Annotated in this window: 12 protein-coding genes; 2 read left to right on the forward strand and 10 right to left on the reverse strand. The window is 75.6% G+C overall.

The window, feature by feature from the left end; translation table 11 throughout:
* Nucleotides 1-12: 12 nt before the first annotated feature.
* Entirely contained in the window at nucleotides 13-1242 is a 1230-nt protein-coding gene (locus AD017_RS23790; protein ID WP_145982573.1) for a GNAT family N-acetyltransferase, read from the forward strand.
* On the opposite strand, the gene betT is transcribed toward AD017_RS23790, so the two are convergent.
* The 3 genes from betT to AD017_RS23805 all read right to left on the reverse strand — a co-directional run bounded on the left by betT (nucleotide 1239) and on the right by AD017_RS23805 (nucleotide 6072).
* Nucleotides 1239-3395 (reverse strand): choline BCCT transporter BetT, encoded by a 2157-nt coding sequence (gene betT, locus AD017_RS23795; protein WP_060575616.1) that lies wholly within the window; start codon nucleotides 3393-3395, stop codon nucleotides 1239-1241. The two genes, AD017_RS23790 and betT, sit on opposite strands and share 4 nt — an antisense overlap.
* A gap of 126 nt (nucleotides 3396-3521) precedes the next feature.
* Nucleotides 3522-4910 (reverse strand): uracil-xanthine permease family protein, encoded by a 1389-nt coding sequence (locus AD017_RS23800; protein ID WP_010230318.1) that lies wholly within the window; start codon nucleotides 4908-4910, stop codon nucleotides 3522-3524.
* A 115-nt stretch (nucleotides 4911-5025) separates the two neighbouring features.
* Complete coding sequence (locus tag AD017_RS23805) at nucleotides 5026-6072, reverse strand: FAD-dependent monooxygenase (protein ID WP_060575617.1); 1047 nt, start codon at nucleotides 6070-6072, stop codon at nucleotides 5026-5028.
* Nucleotides 6073-6128: 56 nt separating this feature from the next.
* Here AD017_RS23805 and AD017_RS23810 point away from each other — a divergent pair, with 56 nt between their 5' ends.
* Nucleotides 6129-6689 carry a TetR/AcrR family transcriptional regulator gene (locus AD017_RS23810; RefSeq protein ID WP_060575618.1) on the forward strand — a complete coding sequence of 187 codons (561 nt, stop codon included), beginning with the start codon at nucleotides 6129-6131 and terminating at the stop codon, nucleotides 6687-6689.
* 66 nt (nucleotides 6690-6755) lie between these two features.
* Here the strand turns inward: AD017_RS23810 and AD017_RS23815 are convergent, their stop codons facing one another.
* From AD017_RS23815 to AD017_RS23845, 7 genes are read right to left on the reverse strand one after another with little or no spacing between them, the layout of a single operon-like run.
* Nucleotides 6756-7742, reverse strand: coding sequence for an iron-siderophore ABC transporter substrate-binding protein (locus AD017_RS23815; protein WP_010232720.1), 987 nt, complete (start codon nucleotides 7740-7742; stop codon nucleotides 6756-6758).
* Between the two features lie 35 nt (nucleotides 7743-7777).
* Nucleotides 7778-9592 carry an ABC transporter ATP-binding protein gene (locus tag AD017_RS23820; RefSeq protein ID WP_060575619.1) on the reverse strand — a complete coding sequence of 605 codons (1815 nt, stop codon included), beginning with the start codon at nucleotides 9590-9592 and terminating at the stop codon, nucleotides 7778-7780.
* Nucleotides 9589-11319 carry an ABC transporter ATP-binding protein gene (locus AD017_RS23825; protein ID WP_060575620.1) on the reverse strand — a complete coding sequence of 577 codons (1731 nt, stop codon included), beginning with the start codon at nucleotides 11317-11319 and terminating at the stop codon, nucleotides 9589-9591. The genes AD017_RS23820 and AD017_RS23825 overlap by 4 nt, the downstream gene beginning before the upstream one ends.
* 15 nt (nucleotides 11320-11334) lie before the next feature.
* Nucleotides 11335-12789, reverse strand: coding sequence for a pyridoxal-dependent decarboxylase (locus AD017_RS23830; protein WP_227012564.1), 1455 nt, complete (start codon nucleotides 12787-12789; stop codon nucleotides 11335-11337).
* An 11-nt stretch (nucleotides 12790-12800) separates the two neighbouring features.
* Nucleotides 12801-13961: a GTP-binding protein gene (locus AD017_RS23835; RefSeq protein WP_060575621.1), complete on the reverse strand. Its 1161-nt coding sequence runs from the start codon at nucleotides 13959-13961 to the stop codon at nucleotides 12801-12803.
* Between the two features lie 37 nt (nucleotides 13962-13998).
* A complete protein-coding gene (locus AD017_RS23840; RefSeq protein ID WP_168170466.1) occupies nucleotides 13999-14637 on the reverse strand; it encodes an MOSC domain-containing protein in 639 nt (212 codons plus the stop codon).
* Between the two features lie 26 nt (nucleotides 14638-14663).
* Nucleotides 14664-16178: a long-chain-fatty-acid--CoA ligase gene (locus tag AD017_RS23845; protein WP_060576577.1), complete on the reverse strand. Its 1515-nt coding sequence runs from the start codon at nucleotides 16176-16178 to the stop codon at nucleotides 14664-14666.
* Nucleotides 16179-16214: the final 36 nt, after the last annotated feature.

Genomic DNA, 16214 nt, shown 5'->3' on the forward strand with positions numbered 1-16214 from the left:
ACCGGGCCGCCCGTGCTCACACCACCGTCGGCCGGGGAGGCGCAGCAGGCGCTGCTGCGGGACCTCCTGCGCGACACGCACGCCGAGCCGGTGCCGGGGCCGATGCTGGTCCCGCTGCCGTCGGTCGGGATGAGCGTGGTCGCCGACGTCGCGGAGGTGTCCCCGGTCGGGACGCACCGGTTCGCCCGGATCGCCCTCGGCACGTCCGACGGCGGCCTGGAGCCCGACCCCGACCCGGACGAGCTGGCCGCGGCGCTGACCACGGAGCTGGCGGCCCGCTCCGGACCGACCGGCGCCACCCGTGCGGCGCCGCCCGGTGCCGGACTCCCCGGGGACGCCCCGCGGGACCCGGTCGCCGCGGTCGGTCCCGCGCTGGCAGCGCTCCGGCAGCACCTGGCGCACGCCACGAACGGCGCCGCTGCCAGGGCCCGGGACGCCTGCGCCGCGCTCCTGCTCGACGGCCTGCTCCCGCGGGTCGCCGCCGGAGCCCCCGGTGCGGAGACCGAACGGGCCCGGCTGGATGCGCTGACCGGACGGCTCGTGGGCGCCCGGGACGACGAGGCCCCCGGCCCGGTCCGGGACGCGCTCGGCTCCTGGCTGTCCGACCCGTACCTGCCGCGCCGCCCGGTGCTGCACCCATCGGCGTGGCAGCGGGTCCGGAACCCGCTGGTCCCGGTGGGGCCGGTGGCGGTGGCCGACCCGCCGGTGCCGGAACGGGCCGGCCGGTTCCGGCTGCGCCGCGCCACCCCCGGCGGCGCCGACCTGGACACCCTGGCCGGCTGGATGCGCCGGCCCGAGGTGATCCGGTTCTTCGGCCAGCCGTGGCCGGACCGGCGCTGGGCCCGTGAGCTCGCCGGGCACGGCCCGGGCAGCGGCACGGCCGCCGTCCTGGTCGACGACACCATCGATCCCGGTGCGGGTCCGGTCGCCTACCTGGAGCTCTACCGCCCGATCCGGCACGCGCTGGCCCGCGGGTTCCCGGCCGGCCCGGACGATCTCGGGGTGCACGTCTGCGTCGGTGCGGCGCACCGGCGGGGGACCGGTGGTGCGCTGCTGGGCGCGGTCGCCGACGCCCTGCTGGCGGCGGAGCCGGGCTGCCCGCGGGTGCTCGCCGAACCGGACGCCCGCAACGACGCCGCGCTCGGCGCGTTCCGCCGGGGCGGGTTCACCCACGCCGAGACGGTCGCGCTCCCGCACAAGGACGCGGCGATCGTCGTGCGGGAGCGCCGGGCGGGCGCCTAGCTCGACGCCTCCCGCTCCAGCCGGAGCAGCTCGAGGTGCTGCTCGTACTGGTCGAGTAGGTCGTCGACGAGCTGGCCGTAGCTGTACCCCATGACGGTGTAGCCCTGGCCGCCGCCCTGCAGGTGCACCTCGACGCGGTGGTGGTCCGTCCAGGACGCCGTCTCGGCCGTCTCGATCCCGGCCGGGGCGGGGAGCGCGCTCCCGGTGGCGCCGGTGAAGCGGGGCAGGCCGGTCACCCGGGGCACCAGCCGGTAGACGAACGGCAGCGTCTCGTGCACGTCGGCCACCAGCTCCAGGGGCTGCATCCCCTCCGGACGGTCCTCGCCGGGCTCGACCTCCGGGGCGTCGGTGTCGTCGCAGCGCTGCACCCGGGTCGGGACGCCCTGCGCGCGCAGCTCGGCCGCGACGTCGTCGAGCACGGTGGTCGCGGTCCCGGCCAGGAACTCGTCGGCCCCGTGCGAGTCGGCGTGGTCCATCGTGCGGCGCAGCCGCTGCCGCCAGTCCTTGCCCGCGTCCGGGTCGGGGCCGCCCGGCCGGCTCCGCCCGGACAGGAGGGCGGGCAGGCTGGACCGCCTGCTCTCCGACCGGTAATGCTCCAGCCGGAGCGCCTTGTAGAGCCCGAGCATCACCAGGACCATCACGAACGCGAACGGCAGCCCCATGATCACGGTCGCGTTCTGCAGCGTGGTGATCCCGCCGACGAACAGCATGCCGAGGGTGAGCAGGCCGGTCGCGGCGGCCCAGAAGATCCGGTTGGCGGCCGTGGCGTCGTCGCGGGGGGTCTTCCGGTAGGAGGTCAGGTTGGCCATGACCAGCGCGCCGGAGTCCGCGGACGTCACGTAGAAGAGCAGGCCGGTCAGGGTGGCGAGACCGGCCAGGAAGCCGGCCCACGGGTAGTCGGCGAGCAACGCGTAGAAACCCTGCTCCGGCTGGTTGACCGCCAGGTCGGCGAGCTCGGAGTCACCGGAGCGGACGGCGTCCAGCGCGGCGTTCCCGAAGATCGAGATCCAGAACAGGATGTAGAGGAACGGGATCACCAGGGTGCCGACGACGAACTGCCGGATCGTGCGGCCACGCGAGATCCGGGCCAGGAACAGCCCGACGAACGACGCCCAGGCGATCCACCAGGCCCAGAAGAACAGCGTCCACAGGTTGAGCCACTCGCCGACGGCGGGGTCCGCCTGGTCGAACGCGAAGGTCTCCATGGTCAGCGCGGGGAAGCTCGACAGGTAGTCGCCCAGGTTGGTGACCAGGGCGTTGAGCAGGAACGACGTGTTCCCGGTGACCAGGATGAACAGGGCCAGCGCCAGCGCCGCGATCACGTTCAGCTCGGAGAGCCGCTTGATGCCCTTGTCCACCCCGGACACCGCCGACACGGTCGCGATGACCACCGCGACGACGACGAGCGCGGTCTGCGCGCCGAGCCCCTGCGGGACGCCGAACATCACGTTCAGCCCGACGTTGAGCAGCACCACGGCGATGCCGAGCGACGTCGCGATCCCGAAGATCGTGCCGAGGACGGCGGCGAGGTCGATCGCGTGCCCGACCCGGCCGAACACCCGCTTGCCGATCAGCGGGTAGAGCGCGGAGCGGATCGACAGCGGCAGCTCGCGGCGGTACGCGAAGTAGGCCAGCGCGATGCCCATCAGCGCGTACATGCCCCAGCCGGTGAGGCCGTAGTGGAACAGCGTCCACACGGTCGCCTCGCGGGCCGCCTCGACCGTGCCGCCCTCACCGACCGGGGGTGCGGTGAACTGGGTGACCGGCTCGGCGACCGAGAAGAACATCAGGTCGGTGCCGATCCCGGCGGCGAACAGCATCGCCGCCCAGGACAGGTTCGAGTAGTCCGGCTGCGAGTGGTCGGGCCCGAGCTTGATCGAGCCGTACCGGGACAGCGCCAGGAACAGCACGAACGCCAGGACGACGGTCGCGACCACGACGTAGAACCAGCCGAAGCCGCCGGCGATGAACTCGACGAGGAGTCCGATGACGGTGTCGGCGTTCTCCGGCAGGAGGATCGCCCAGGCCGCGACGAGCAGCACGCCGATCGCGGAGCCGTAGAAGACCGGCTTGTTGAGCCGGACCGCCGGCTCGTCGGGGACGCCGTCGTCCACCGGTCCGGACTGTGTCGTGCGGGACGGGCCGTCGCTCATCCGCTCGGACCTCCTCGGGATCGCGGTCGGGGTCGTACGCGACCGGGACCACCCGGCCAAACGGGACGACCCTATGCAGACCGCAACGCCCGCGCCAGCACCGCCGCGGAGGTCGTGATCACCTGTTCACGACGGGTGTGACGGTCGGCGGTCGGCCGGTAGCAGTGCGTGCAGCGCGTGGTAACCGACGAGCACGACGATCGTGCCGAGCGAGATCCCGGAGAGCTCGAACCCGCCGACCGACAGGCTCGCGTCGCCGATCCCGATGATGAGCCCCGCGGCCAGCGGGACCAGGTTCGCCGGGTGCCCGAGATCCACCCCGGCCCGGACCCAGATCGTGGCGCCGAGCAGGCCGACCATGCCGTAGAGCACCACGGTCAGGCCGCCGAGCACCCCGCCCGGGACGGCCACGATCAACGCGCCGAACTTCGGGCAGAACCCGAGCAGCACCGCGACGGCCGCGGCGACCCAGTAGGCGGCGGTCGAGTAGACGCGGGTCGCGGCCATCACGCCGATGTTCTCGGCGTAGGTCGTGGTGGGGGAGCCGCCGACGGTGCCGGCGAGCGTGGTGCCCAGGCCGTCGGCGGCGAGCGCCCGGCCGAGGTAGGGGTCGAGGTCGGCGCCGGTCATGCCCTGCACCGCCTTGACGTGGCCGGTGTTCTCCGCGACCAGCGCGATGACCGAGGGCAGGACGAGCAGGGCGAACGTCAGCGAGAACGTCGGCAGGTGCCAGCCGGCGATCTCCATGCCGTCCGGGCCGGGCATCGTCGCGGGCGGCAGCCCGACCCAGCCGGCCTCCCCGACACCGGACAGGTCCACCCGCATCCGGGTCACGACGTCGCCGTTCGCGTCCGGTGAGGTGACGGGCCCGGTGGTGAGGTCGAGCAGCCAGGAGAACGCGAACCCGGCGACCAGGCCGATCAGCACGCCGATCCGGCCCCAGAAGCCGGGCAGCAGCACCGCCGCGGCCATCACCACGACCATCGTGACCAGGGCGGCCCACTGGTCCTGCGGCCAGTAGACGGTGCCGGCCACCCCGGCCAGGTTGAACCCGATCAGCATGACGACGGCGCCGGTCACCGCGGGCGGGAGCACCCGGGTCACCCAGCCCGCGCCGAGCCGGTGCACGACCAGCCCGATCACGAGCAGCGCCACCCCGGCGACGACGATCGCGCCGGTCACCGCGGCCGAGTCGCCGCCCTGTGCGCGGATCGCCGCGACCCCGCCGACGAACGACGCCGACGAGCCCAGGTAGCTGGGGATCCGACCCTTCGTGATCAGCAGGAACAGCGCCGTGGCGACACCGCTCATCAGGATCGCGATGTTCGGGTTCAGGCCCATGAGGACCGGGAAGACGAACGTCGCCCCGAACATCGCGACGACGTGCTGTCCGCCCAGCCCGATCGTGCGGGGCCAGGACAGCCGCTCGTCCGGTGCGACGACCTCGCCGGGCGGCGGGGTCCGCCCGCCGTGCACCACGGTCCAGCCGCGCCACCGCTCGCGTGTTCCCGTCACCTGATCCCCCCACGTCCGTCCGGGCCGCGATCACCCTCGTCCCGGGTCGCCTCGCGGGCAAGGGGATCCGGCCCGGCCGTGACGTGACGTTCACTCCACCGCCGGACCCGGGGTGTCAGGCGGGCAGGGCCCGCAGCACGGCGTCGCGCAGCCGGACGCCCCGCCGGGCCTGCGCCACCCGGTGCACGACGCGTGCGGTGCCGGCCAGCCGCTGGGTCCGGCGCCGCCGCTCCCGGTCGTAGCGCCGCAGGGCGGCGGGCAGCGGGTCCCCGGACGTGACCGCGGAGGCCAGGGCGACGCCGTCGAGCAGGGCCTGGCAGGCGCCCTGCCCGAGATCCGGGGTCATCGCGTGGGCGGCGTCCCCGAGCACGGCCACCCGGTGACCGTCGGTGTAGCTGCGCAGCCGGGGGTGCAGGTCGGCGAGATGGTGGCGCAGGTGGCCGTCGGCGGCGATCCGGTCGAGCACCCGGGGCACCGGGTCGTGCCAGTCCCCGAACCGCTCGCGGAGCAGGGCGAGATCGGCCTCCGGGTCGCGCGCGGCCGGGACGTCCGGGGCGGGCAGCACGGCGTACCAGTTGACCCGGTCCCCGGCCGGGCCGTGCGGGAGCACCCCGAACCGGGCCGCGCGTCCCCAGGTCTCGCTGCCGGCGTCGACCCGCAGGGTGGCGACGCCCCGGTAGGCGACGGTCCCGGTGCGCCGCGGCCGGACGCCCGCACCACCGGGCAGGAGCGCGCGGACCACCGATCCCACGCCGTCCGCGCCGACGACGAGGTCGGCACCGGCGTGGAGCCCCGCCGGGCCGGTCACCGGGTCGTCGTACCGGACCGTCCCGCCCGGGAGCCGCGCGGCCAGCAGCGCCATGAGGTCGGGGCGGGCGACCAGCAGCACCTCCCCGGTCCGCGACGCGTCGATCGTGGCGAGCCGGGTGCCGTCCGGGCGGCGCAGCGTCCCGGACGACTGCGGCCGGGACACCGCCCGCAGGTCGTCGCCCGCGCCGAGCCCGTCCAGCGCGCGGACCGCGGCCGGCCAGATCCCGAGGGCGGTACCGTCGGTGACGGGCCCGGCCGCCCGCTCCCGCACGACGACCTCCCAGCCCGCCGCGTGCAGCCCCGCCGCGACGGTCAGCCCGCCGATCCCCGCCCCCACCACCGTCGCCCGCATGACGGTGAAAGTACTACGGATGTAGTGCTGAGTCACTACGGTTGTAGTGTGGGCTCGTGTCGGAACGGCGGGAACGGGTGCTGGACGCGGCGATCACCGTCCTGGGGGCGGGCGGATCGCGGGCGTTGACGCACCGCGCGGTGGACGCGGCGGCGGGCCTGCCGCCGGGGTCGGCGTCGAACGTGGCGCGCACCCGGTCGGAGCTGGTCGCCGGCGTGCTGGACCGGCTGCTGGAGCGGGAGGTCGCCGCCTGGGAGCTGCTCGCCGGCGGCCGGCCGGCCGCCGCCGGTGGGACGGCCGAGGAGCGGACCGTGCGGGCGCTGGCCGGGACGGTCCGCGAGCTCGCGGGTCCCGGCCGGGAGCTGACCCTGGCCCGGCACGCGATCTTCGTCGAGGCGGCCCTGGACCCGGCGCTGCAGGAGCGGATCGCGGCGGCACGGACCCGGATCGAACGGTGGGGCGCGGACTGGCTGGACCGGCTGGGCACCCCGCGCGACGCCGACGGCGTCCGGGCGGTGCTCGCCGTCGTCGAGGGGTGGCTGGTGCTCGCGGTCTCCGCACCCACCGCCGCACCGGACCCGGAGCCGCTGCTGCGCCGGGCGCTCGGCGGGTCCTGAACGACCGGCGGCCCCGCGACGCTGCTGCGTCACGGGGCCGCCGGTGCTGCGGGGAGCCGGACCGGATCAGGTGCCCGGCGCCTCGCCCTTCAGCGCGCCGTCGAGCAGCGGGTTGACGGTGTCGATCGCGTACGGCAGCGACAGCGGGCTGGAGTAGCCCAGCGCCCCGCCGAACTCCGAGCCGAAGGCCGGGAGGAAGGCCACCCGGCCCTCACGGACCGCCGGGATCGCGGCGAACACCGGGTCGGCCATGGCCTCCGCCTTGGTCCGCCCGATGACGACGATGACGTCGTTGTCCAGCTGGCCCTGCTGCTCCAGCGACAGCGTGGGCGAGTCGGCCCGCACCTGGAACCCGAGGCCCGCGAACAGCTGGGCGCGCAGGTCGTCGGTGCCGAGGTTGTACGGCTCCCCCTCGACGTAGAACGCCATGCTCAGCTTCTTGCCGGCGAAGTCGGGGTGCTGCTGCTTCGCCTCGTCGAACTTCTGCTGCGTCGCGGCGATGACCTCGTCGGCCTGCTCGGTGCGGCCGAGCGCCTGGCCGGTCACCCGGGTCTGCACGTCCCAGGTCGAGGCGTTGGTGCCGTCCTCGGTCGGCTGGGCGACCGTCGGGGCGATCTTGGAGAGCGCGTCGTAGGTGCCGCGGTCGATGAACGAGTACACGCCGAGGATGAGGTCCGGCTGCAGCGCGGCGATCTGCTCGATCGGCAGGTTGCTGGCGTCGAGGACCTCGGGGGTCGGCCCGAGCGGCGGCTGCGGCAGCCACGGCCGCTGCTGGAACGGGAAGTCGCCGATGACCTGGCGCTCGGCGACCGGCTGCACGCCGAGCGCCATCACGAAGTCGGCCTCGTTGTAGCCGATCGCGACGACGCGCTGCGGCTGCTGCGGGATCGTCGTCGAGCCGAAGGCGTGCTGGAGCGTGACGGGGAACGCCCCGGCCGGGGCCTCCGCACCGGACGGCGCGGCCTGCTCGCCACCACCGCCGGACGAGCAACCTGCCAGCGCGAGGAGCAGGACCGCGCAGGCGGCGATCGTGCGCAGGAGAGGACGGGGCATTTCTGATCCTTTCCGGTGGACCCGCAGGTCGCGGATCACGTGTGTGTCCCGGCCCGCGAGGGCCCGGTCTCGGTGGGTTCCGGGGCTCCGCCGCCGCGGGCGCCGGACCAGGCGGCCCACAGCCGGGCGTAGCGCCCGCCCGCGGCGACGAGGTCGTCGTGCGGGCCCTGCTCGACCACCCGGCCGGCCTCCAGCACCACGACGCGGTCGGCCGCCGCGGCCTGGGTGAGCCGGTGCGCGACGACGAGGCCGGTGCGCCCGGCCAGCGCGGCCTCGGCGGACTCCTCCAGCGCGCGGGCACCGGCGCTGCCGGCCTCCGCGGTCGCCTCGTCGAGCACCAGCACCGCCGGGTCGGTGAGCACGACCCGGGCCAGCGCCAGCTGCTGGGCGGCGACGACCGGGAGCCGGTGCCCGCCGTCGCCGACGACGGTGTCCAGGCCGCCGGGGAGGGCACGGGCCCAGTCCCCGGCCCCGACCCGGTCGAGCGCGGCGAGCAGCGCGTCGTCGCCGGCGTCCGGGCAGGCCAGCCGCAGGTCCTCGGCCAGGGTGCCGGCGAACACGTGCGACTCCTGGGTCACCAGGGCCACCGCCTCCCGCCGGGCGTCCGCGCCCAGGTCCGCCAGCGCCGCGCCGCCGATCTCCACGGTCCCGGCGCCGGGGGAGTGCACCCCCGCCACGATCCCGGCCAGCGTCGACTTCCCGGCACCGCTGGCGCCGACCAGCGCGACCCGCTCACCGGCGGCCACGTCGAGATCGACGCCGGCGAGCACCGGGTGGCCGTCGACGTAGCTGTGGCCGAGGCCGCGCACCCGCAGCCCCGCCCCGGCGGCCGCGGCGCCGGCGCCGGCGGCGTCGTCGCCGTGCTCGAGGTCGGCGACCCCGACGATCCGGCGCAGCCCGGCCAGCGCGGTCTGCGCCGCGTCCAGCTGGAACAGCACGATGTTGATCGGGGTGAAGAGGTTGACGAAGTACAGCGCGGCCGCGCTCGCCGTGCCGATGCTCGTCGCGCCGGACCCGACCAGCCAGAACCCGGTGATCAGCACCGCGCCGAGCCCGATGAACTCGGCCAGGTTGAGCCGGCCGAACAGCCGGGTGTGCATCCGGACGACGGCGACGACGAGCCGGGCGACCTCGGCCGCGCGCCCGGCGATCGTCGTCGCGTGGCTCTCGTGCAGCCGGAACGCGCGCACCGTGGACAGCCCGGACGCCGTGTCGAGGAGCTGCTGCTGCTGGGCGCCGCCGGCGATCCGCTGCGCCGTGTAGAGCGGCGTGGACCGGCCGAGGAACGACCGTGCCGTCCAGACCTGCACCGGGACGGCCAGGAGCGCCGCGAGCAGGAAGCGCCAGTCCAGCACCGCCAGCCCGACGCCGGTCAGCGCGACCAGCAGGGCGGCCCGGGCCAGCTCCGGCACGGCCTCGCGCACGGCCTCACCGACGACCGCGACGTCGTCGGTGACCCGGGAGGTGAGGTCGCCCGCACCGGCCGCCTCCACCCGGGCCTGCGGCAGGTGCAGCGCGCGGTCCACGAACCGCTCGCGCAAACCGGCCAGCAGGGTCTCGCAGAACCGGGCCGCGAGGGCGACGCCGAGCGCGCCCAGCAGGCCCTGCACCACGGCGATCCCGGCCAGACCGAGCACCGGCGGCCAGACGGCGTCCGCGCCCCGGCCCTGGGCGACCCGGTCGACGATGTCGCCGAGCAGCGGTGCGGCCAGCAGGCTCACCGCGGCCCCGCCGACGAGCACCAGCAGTGCGACGACGGCGGTCCCGCGGGCCGGGCGGCCCAGCTCGCCGAGCAGGGCGCGGATCCGCGCCGTGGACGCGATCGGCAGCAGCACGGTCGGGGCGGTCATGCGGTCACCACCGCGCGGTAGTCGGGGTCGTCCATCAGCTCGGCGTGCCGGCCGCGGGACCGGACCCGGCCCCCGACGACGAACAGCACCTCGCCCGCCCGGTCCAGCAGCACCGGGCTCGTGGTCACCAGCAGGGTGCTGCGACCGGCCCGGAAACGGGCCAGGCCCTCGGCGACCCGGACCTCGGTGACGGCGTCGACCGCCGTCGTCGGGTCGTGCAGGACGAGCACCGGGGCGTCCGCGGCCAGCGCACGGGCCAGCGCGATCCGTTGCCGCTGCCCGCCGGACAGCGACCGGCCCCGTGCGGAGACGTCGGTGTCGGCGCCCGCCGGCAGGGTCGTCGCGACCTGGTCGGCGGCCGCGGCGGCCATCGCCGGTTCCGGGTCCGTGTCGTCCGGGGCGCCGGCCAGCACGTTCTCGCGCAGGGTGCCGGTGAACAGGTGGGCGTCGTGCGCGGCGACCAGCACGGCGCCGCGGGCGACGTCGGCCGGCCACGCGTCGAGCGCGACGCCGTCGAGCGCGATCCGGCCGCCGTCCGGTTCGGTCTCCCGGGCCAGGCAGGACAGCAGCGCGGCCGCGTCCTCCGGGTCGGCGGTCACGACGGCGGCGGGCGGGCCCGGCGTCACGGTCAGGTCGAGGCCCTCGTCGCCGCCGAGGCGGCCGTGGCGCAGCCCGCGCACCGCCAGCTCGGCCGGCCCGGCGCCCGGGGTGCCGGCGAGCTCGTCCGGGCCGGAGCCGACGGCCGGTCCGGCCGAGAGCACGGTCGCGATCCGGGCCGCCGACGCCCGTCCCTGGGCGAGCCGGGCGCTGACGAAGCCGAACATCTGCAGGGGACCGACCAGGAACTGGGCCAGGCCGACCGCGGACACCAGCCCGCCGACGGTGATCGAGCCGTTCGCGGCCAGCATGCCGCCGACCAGCGCGATCACCGCGAGGAACAGGCCGTTGGCCAGCTGGACCGAGCCGAGGAACCCGGCCTCGGCGCGGGTGGCGCGCAGTGTCGCGCCGAGCGCGTCCCGGCTGCGGACCCGGTACCGGCGGACGGCGGCCGGGCGGGCGCCGATGCCGTTGAGCACCCGCAGCCCGGCGACCAGGTCGGCCGCGGTCCCGGCGGCCTGGGCGGCGTGCTCCTGCTCCGGCCCCGACCGCTTCTGCAGCGGCTTGACCACGAGCTGCACCAGCCAGAGCAGCGGCGGGGTGCCGAGCAGGATCAGCAGGCCCAGCGTCGGCGAGATGGTCAGCAACGAGACCGCGGCGACCGCGACGGCCGCGACCGCGGCGAACCCGAACGGGACGGCGACGTTGAGCTCGGCGACCCGCTTGGCGTCGGACACCGCGATCCCGGAGAGCTCGCCGGGCAGCCGGCCGGCCTCCCCGCCGCCCCGCGGGTGCAGCAGCCGGGCGGCGACCAGGCGGCGCAGCCGGGCGTCCGCCCATGCCTCCGCCGACCAGGCCCGCCGGGCACCGAACCGGTAGGAGTACGACAGCACCAGGAAGTCCAGTGCGAGGACCGCGAGCCACCCGGCCAGCGCGACCGGGTCCCCGGTCGCGACGGCACGGTCGATGATCACACCGACCAGCACGGGCACCAGAGCCTCGCCGGCCTGGTGGCTGCAGAACAACGCCGCCGCGGCGGCGATCCGGCCGCGGAACGCGCCGAGCGAGCCACGCAGGACGTCCCGCCCGGACACCTCCCCGAGCGGTGCCGGCTCAGCGGACCCTGTCATGCAGCGAGGGTAACCTTACCTGCCCGGGAAGATCACTACCGGCCTGCGAGAATCGTCCAGAGATCGTCGAGCTGCCCGGTTCCGGTCGCCGGGTTGCCGAACGCCACCCGGATCACCGGTCGCCCGCCGACGTCGGTGCCGGACAGCAGGACCCGGCCGGTCGCGTTCGCCGCGTCCAGCAGCGTCCGGGTGGCCTCGTCGTCGCCCCCGTCCGAGCCGGTGCCGGTCACGCGCAGGCAGACCAGGGCGAGCACGGGCTCGGCGGCCAGGTCGAGGCCGTCGTGACCGCGGACGCGTTCGGCCAGCTCGGCGGCCAGCGCGACGTGCCCCCGCAGGTGCGCGCAGCCCGGACAGCCCCTGGCCGTGCAGCACCGCCCACAGCTTCAACGCCCGGAACCGGCGCCCGAGCGGCACCTGCCAGTCCCGGTAGTCGACGACCGCGCCGGAGTCCGACGCCGCGTCCCGCAGGTACGGCGCCGCGATCGAGAGGGCCGCGGGCAGCGCGGACGCGTCCCGGACCCAGAGCAGCGACGCGTCGAACGCGGTGAGCAGCCACTTGTGTGCGTCGGTGCAGAACGAGTCCGCCCGGTCGGCGCCGTCGACCACCCAGCGGTGCTCCTCGCACAGCGCCGCGACGCCCGCCCAGGCCGCGTCGACGTGCACCCAGGCCCGGTGCTCGGCCGCGACGGCGGCGACCGGGCCGACCGGGTCCGACGCGCCGGTCGAGGTGGTGCCGACGGTCGCGCACACCATGACCGGGAGCAGCCCCGCCGCCGCGTCCTCGGCCATCGCCACGCGCAGCGCCTCGGGATCCATCGACGCCGTGCCGGTCGTGCAGGGCACCGTGCGCAGGCCACGCGCACCCAGTCCGGCCGTGCGGACCGCCTTGGCCAGCGAGGAGTGCGTCTCGGCGGTCACGTACACGCGCTCGCGGCCGGTGACGCCGCGTGCCCGCCAGCCGTCGTCCGGGCCGGGTGCGGCGCGGTGCAGCGCCGCCAGCAGCGCCACCAGCGACGCCGACGACGCCGAGTCCTGGATGACGCCGCCACCGCCGCCGTCGTGGGTGAACTCCTCGGCGAGGCCGAGTGCGCGGGCCAGCTGGTCGGTGATCGCCTGCTCGACCTCGGTGCACGCCGGCGAGGTCGACCAGAGCATCCCCTGCGCCCCCGCGGAGCCGGACAGGAGCTCGCCGAGCAGCGAGGTCAGCGACGCGTTGGCCGGGAAGAACGCGTGGAAGCCGGGATGCTGCCAGCGGGTCTCGGCGTCGCCGGTGACGGTCTCGACCAGCGAGGGGAACGCGGCCAGCGGGGACGGGGCCTCGGCCGCGTGGTCGTCGAACCGGGCGCGCACGGTGCCCGGCTCGACGACGTCGCGGACCGGCCGCCGGTGCAGCCCGGCCCGGGAGTCGGCGACCGCGTCGACGAACAGGTGGCCGAGGGCGCGGAACTCGTCCGGAGTCAGGTCGGGCACGGAGCGTGACGCTACTCGGGGGCCGTTGCCCCGTGCACCGGGTGCGGATCGGTGAGGTCCCACCCGGGCAGCGGATCGGGCAGCGTCCGCCACGAGTCCGGGCCGGCGAGCAGCTCGCCGTCGGTGAGCAGCGCCGGGTCCAGCCGGGCCGCGACACCGGCCGCCGTCACCCCGAGCCCGATGAACACGATCTCCTGGCCGCGCGGACCGCCGGTCTCCGTCCAGTGCGCGGCCGGGTCCAGCGCCACGTTGGGCCCGGCCTGCGACCAGAGCCCGGCGAGGTCGGGGCGGGAGGCGATCCAGCAGAAGCCCTTGCTGCGGAGCAGCCCGGGCCACTCGGCGAGCGCGTCGAGGAGCCGGGCGGGGTGGAACGGGCGGGACGCCCGCCACGTCACCGACGCGATCCTGTACTCCTCGGTCTCCGGGGTGTGCGTGCCCTCCAGCTCCTGCGCCCAGCCGGGGGTGCGGGCCGCGCCCACCGGGTCGTACCGGTGGGTGTCGAGCAGCTCCGCGACCGGCACGTCCCCGCGGACCGCCCGCCGGATCCGGGCGCCGGGGTTCATCCGGCGCAGCAGCGCCTCGATCCGGCCGAGCCGGTGCGGCGGGACGAGGTCGGTCTTGTTGAGTACCAGCAGGTCGGCGAACTCGACCTGGTCGGCGACCAGGTCCGCCAGGGTGCGCTCGTCGCCGTCGGCGGCCTGCAGCCCGCGGTCGGCCAGCGCGTCCCCGGTGGTCAGGAGCGTCTCGAACGCGGACGCGTCGACCACCGTGATCATGGTGTCGAGCCGGGCCCGGTCGGAGAGGGCGGTGCCGTCGTCGAAGGTCCACTCGAAGGTCGCCGCCACCGGCATCGGCTCGGAGATCCCGGTCGACTCGACGACGACGTGGTCGTAGCGGCCCTCGGCGGCGAGCTCGCCGACGGTGGTCAGCAGGTCCTCGCGCAGCGTGCAGCAGATGCAGCCGTTGGTCAGCTCGACGAGCCGTTCCTCGGTGCGGTGCAGCGTGCCCTGCCCGGCGACCAGCGCGGCGTCGATGTTGACCTCGCTCATGTCGTTCACGACGACGGCGATCCGGCGGCCCTCCCGGTTCGCCAGCAGGTGGTCGAGCAGGGTCGTCTTCCCGGCCCCCAGGAAGCCGGACAGGATCGTGACGGGCACGCGCGGATCGGCCATACCGATAACAGTAACAGTTGTCGATAAAGGTCTGGGGTCAGCTGCCGGTGCGGCGCTCGACCTGCGCGCGGACGCCGGGGAGCAGGTCGTCACCGGCCGCGAGCAGGCCGGGGAGCAGCTCGGGTTCGGTGAGCAGCGCCCGGAACGCGGTGCCGATCGTGACGCCGTGCCCCGGCCGGTGCTCGACGGTCACCGGGTCCCCGGCGTGGACGTCGCCGGGCTCGACGACGCTCAGGTAGGCGCCGGGGCGGGCGGCCCGGGTGAAGGTCCGCACCCAGCCTCCGCGCTCCAGCCACGCCGCGAACGTCCGGCACGGGATCCGCGGCACCGTGACCTGCAACAGCACCGCACCGACCCGCCACCGCTCGCCGAGCTCGGCGCCCGTCACCTCGACCCCGCGGGTGGTGAGGTTCTCGCCGAACGTCCCGGCCCGCAGCGGGCCCAGCTCGGGCTCCCAGCCGTCGAGGTCCTCGCGGGCGTAGGCGTAGACGGCCTGGTCCGGGCCGCCGTGGTGGTCGGTGTCGCAGATCGGGTCGCCGTCGAGACCGCTCTCCCCGGGCCCGGGTACCTGCACGGGGACCGGCCCGGTGGCCGGGCGCTTGTCGATGCCGGACGCACCGGTCTTGGCGAGCACCGCGCGCACGATGCCGACGTTCACCGACTCCACGATTCCCACGGGGCCGACGGTAGGCCCTTCGCGGGTCAGGCGGGCTGTGCGGCGCCGTACGCCGAGCGCAGGGTCGTCTTCAGCACCTTGCCGGACGGGTTGCGGGGCAGCTCCGCCACGACCTCGACGCGGGTCGGGCGCTTGTAGCGGGCCAGCCGGTCGGCGCAGTACTCCGTGATCTCGTCGAGCGTCGGGGGATCGCCGGGGTCGGCCGGGACGACGACCGCCAGCGGCGTCTCGCCCCACCGTTCGTCGGGCACCCCGATCAGCGCCACGTCGGCGACCTTCGGGTGCCCGGCCAGCACGTTCTCGACCTCCGCGCAGTAGACGTTCTCGCCGCCGCTGATCACCATGTCCTTCTTGCGGTCGACGACGTAGAGGAAGCCGTCCGGGTCCTCGCGCACCAGGTCGCCGGAGTGGAACCAGCCGCCGCGGAACGCCTCGGCCGTCTCCTCGGGCCGGTTCCAGTACCCGCGCATCACGGTGGGGCCGCGGTAGACGATCTCGCCGACGTCGCCGGGCCGGACGTCGGCCATGTCCTCGTCGACCACCCGGACCTCGACGTTGACCATCGGGGTCCCGATCGAGCCGATCTTGCGGATCGCGTCCTCACCGCGCAACGTGCAGGTCACCGGGCTGCACTCGGTCTGGCCGAAGGCGGTCACCACGCTCGCCTGCGGGAACGTGTCGATCATCGTGCGGATCAGCGTCGTCGACGCCGGTGCCGCGCCCCAGGAGATCCGGCGCAGCGCCGACAGGTCGCGCGACGCGAGGTCCGGCACCGCGCAGATCGCCTGCCACTGCGCGGGCACGAAGAAGCACGACGACACCCGTTCGCGCTCCAACAGCGCCACCGTCTCCACCGGGTCGAACCCGCCGGACGGCGGCACGATCGTCCGCCCGCCGGAGATCAGCGACGGCACCATCCCGGCGAGCCCGGCGATGTGGAACAGCGGCGCCCCGGACAGCCAGACCCGGTCCTCGCCGGTGATCCCGAGGTGTGTGATCTGGGAGAACGCGTGCAGCAGCAGGTTGCGGTGGGTGAGCACCGCGCCCTTCGGCCGTCCGGTGGTCCCCGAGGTGTACATGATGTAGGCGGCCTCGTCGTCGGAGGCGTCGTCGTCCCACCCGTCGTCCACCGGCGGGAGGCCCTCGGTGTCCGCGCCGATCACGAGCACCGCCCGCACCGCGGGGGCGTCGGCGCGCGCGTCCGCCACCGTCGCGGCGAACGCCTCGTCGCACACCACGGCCGTCGCGCCGCAGTCGGCGAGCTGGTAGCCGATCTCGCCTGCGGTGAGCCGGAAGTTCAGCGGGACGCAGATCGCGCCGCGACGCAGCACCGCGAGGTACGCCTCGACCAGCTCGACCGAGTTCAGCCCGAGGACGGCGACCCGGTCACCGCGGGCGACCCCGCGGTCGGCGAGCCCGCCCGCGAGCCGGGACACCCGGTCGTCGACCTCGGCGTAGCTGCGTGCGGTCCGTGGATCGGCCAGTGCCGGCTCGTCCGGCCGGGTGCGGGCGTGCCGCGCCAGCAGGTCCGCCATCGTCATCCCGCGCCCGGTCACCGTCACCGCTGCCTCCCACCG

Source organism: Pseudonocardia sp. EC080619-01, assembly GCF_001420995.1.
GTDB lineage: Bacteria > Actinomycetota > Actinomycetes > Mycobacteriales > Pseudonocardiaceae > Pseudonocardia.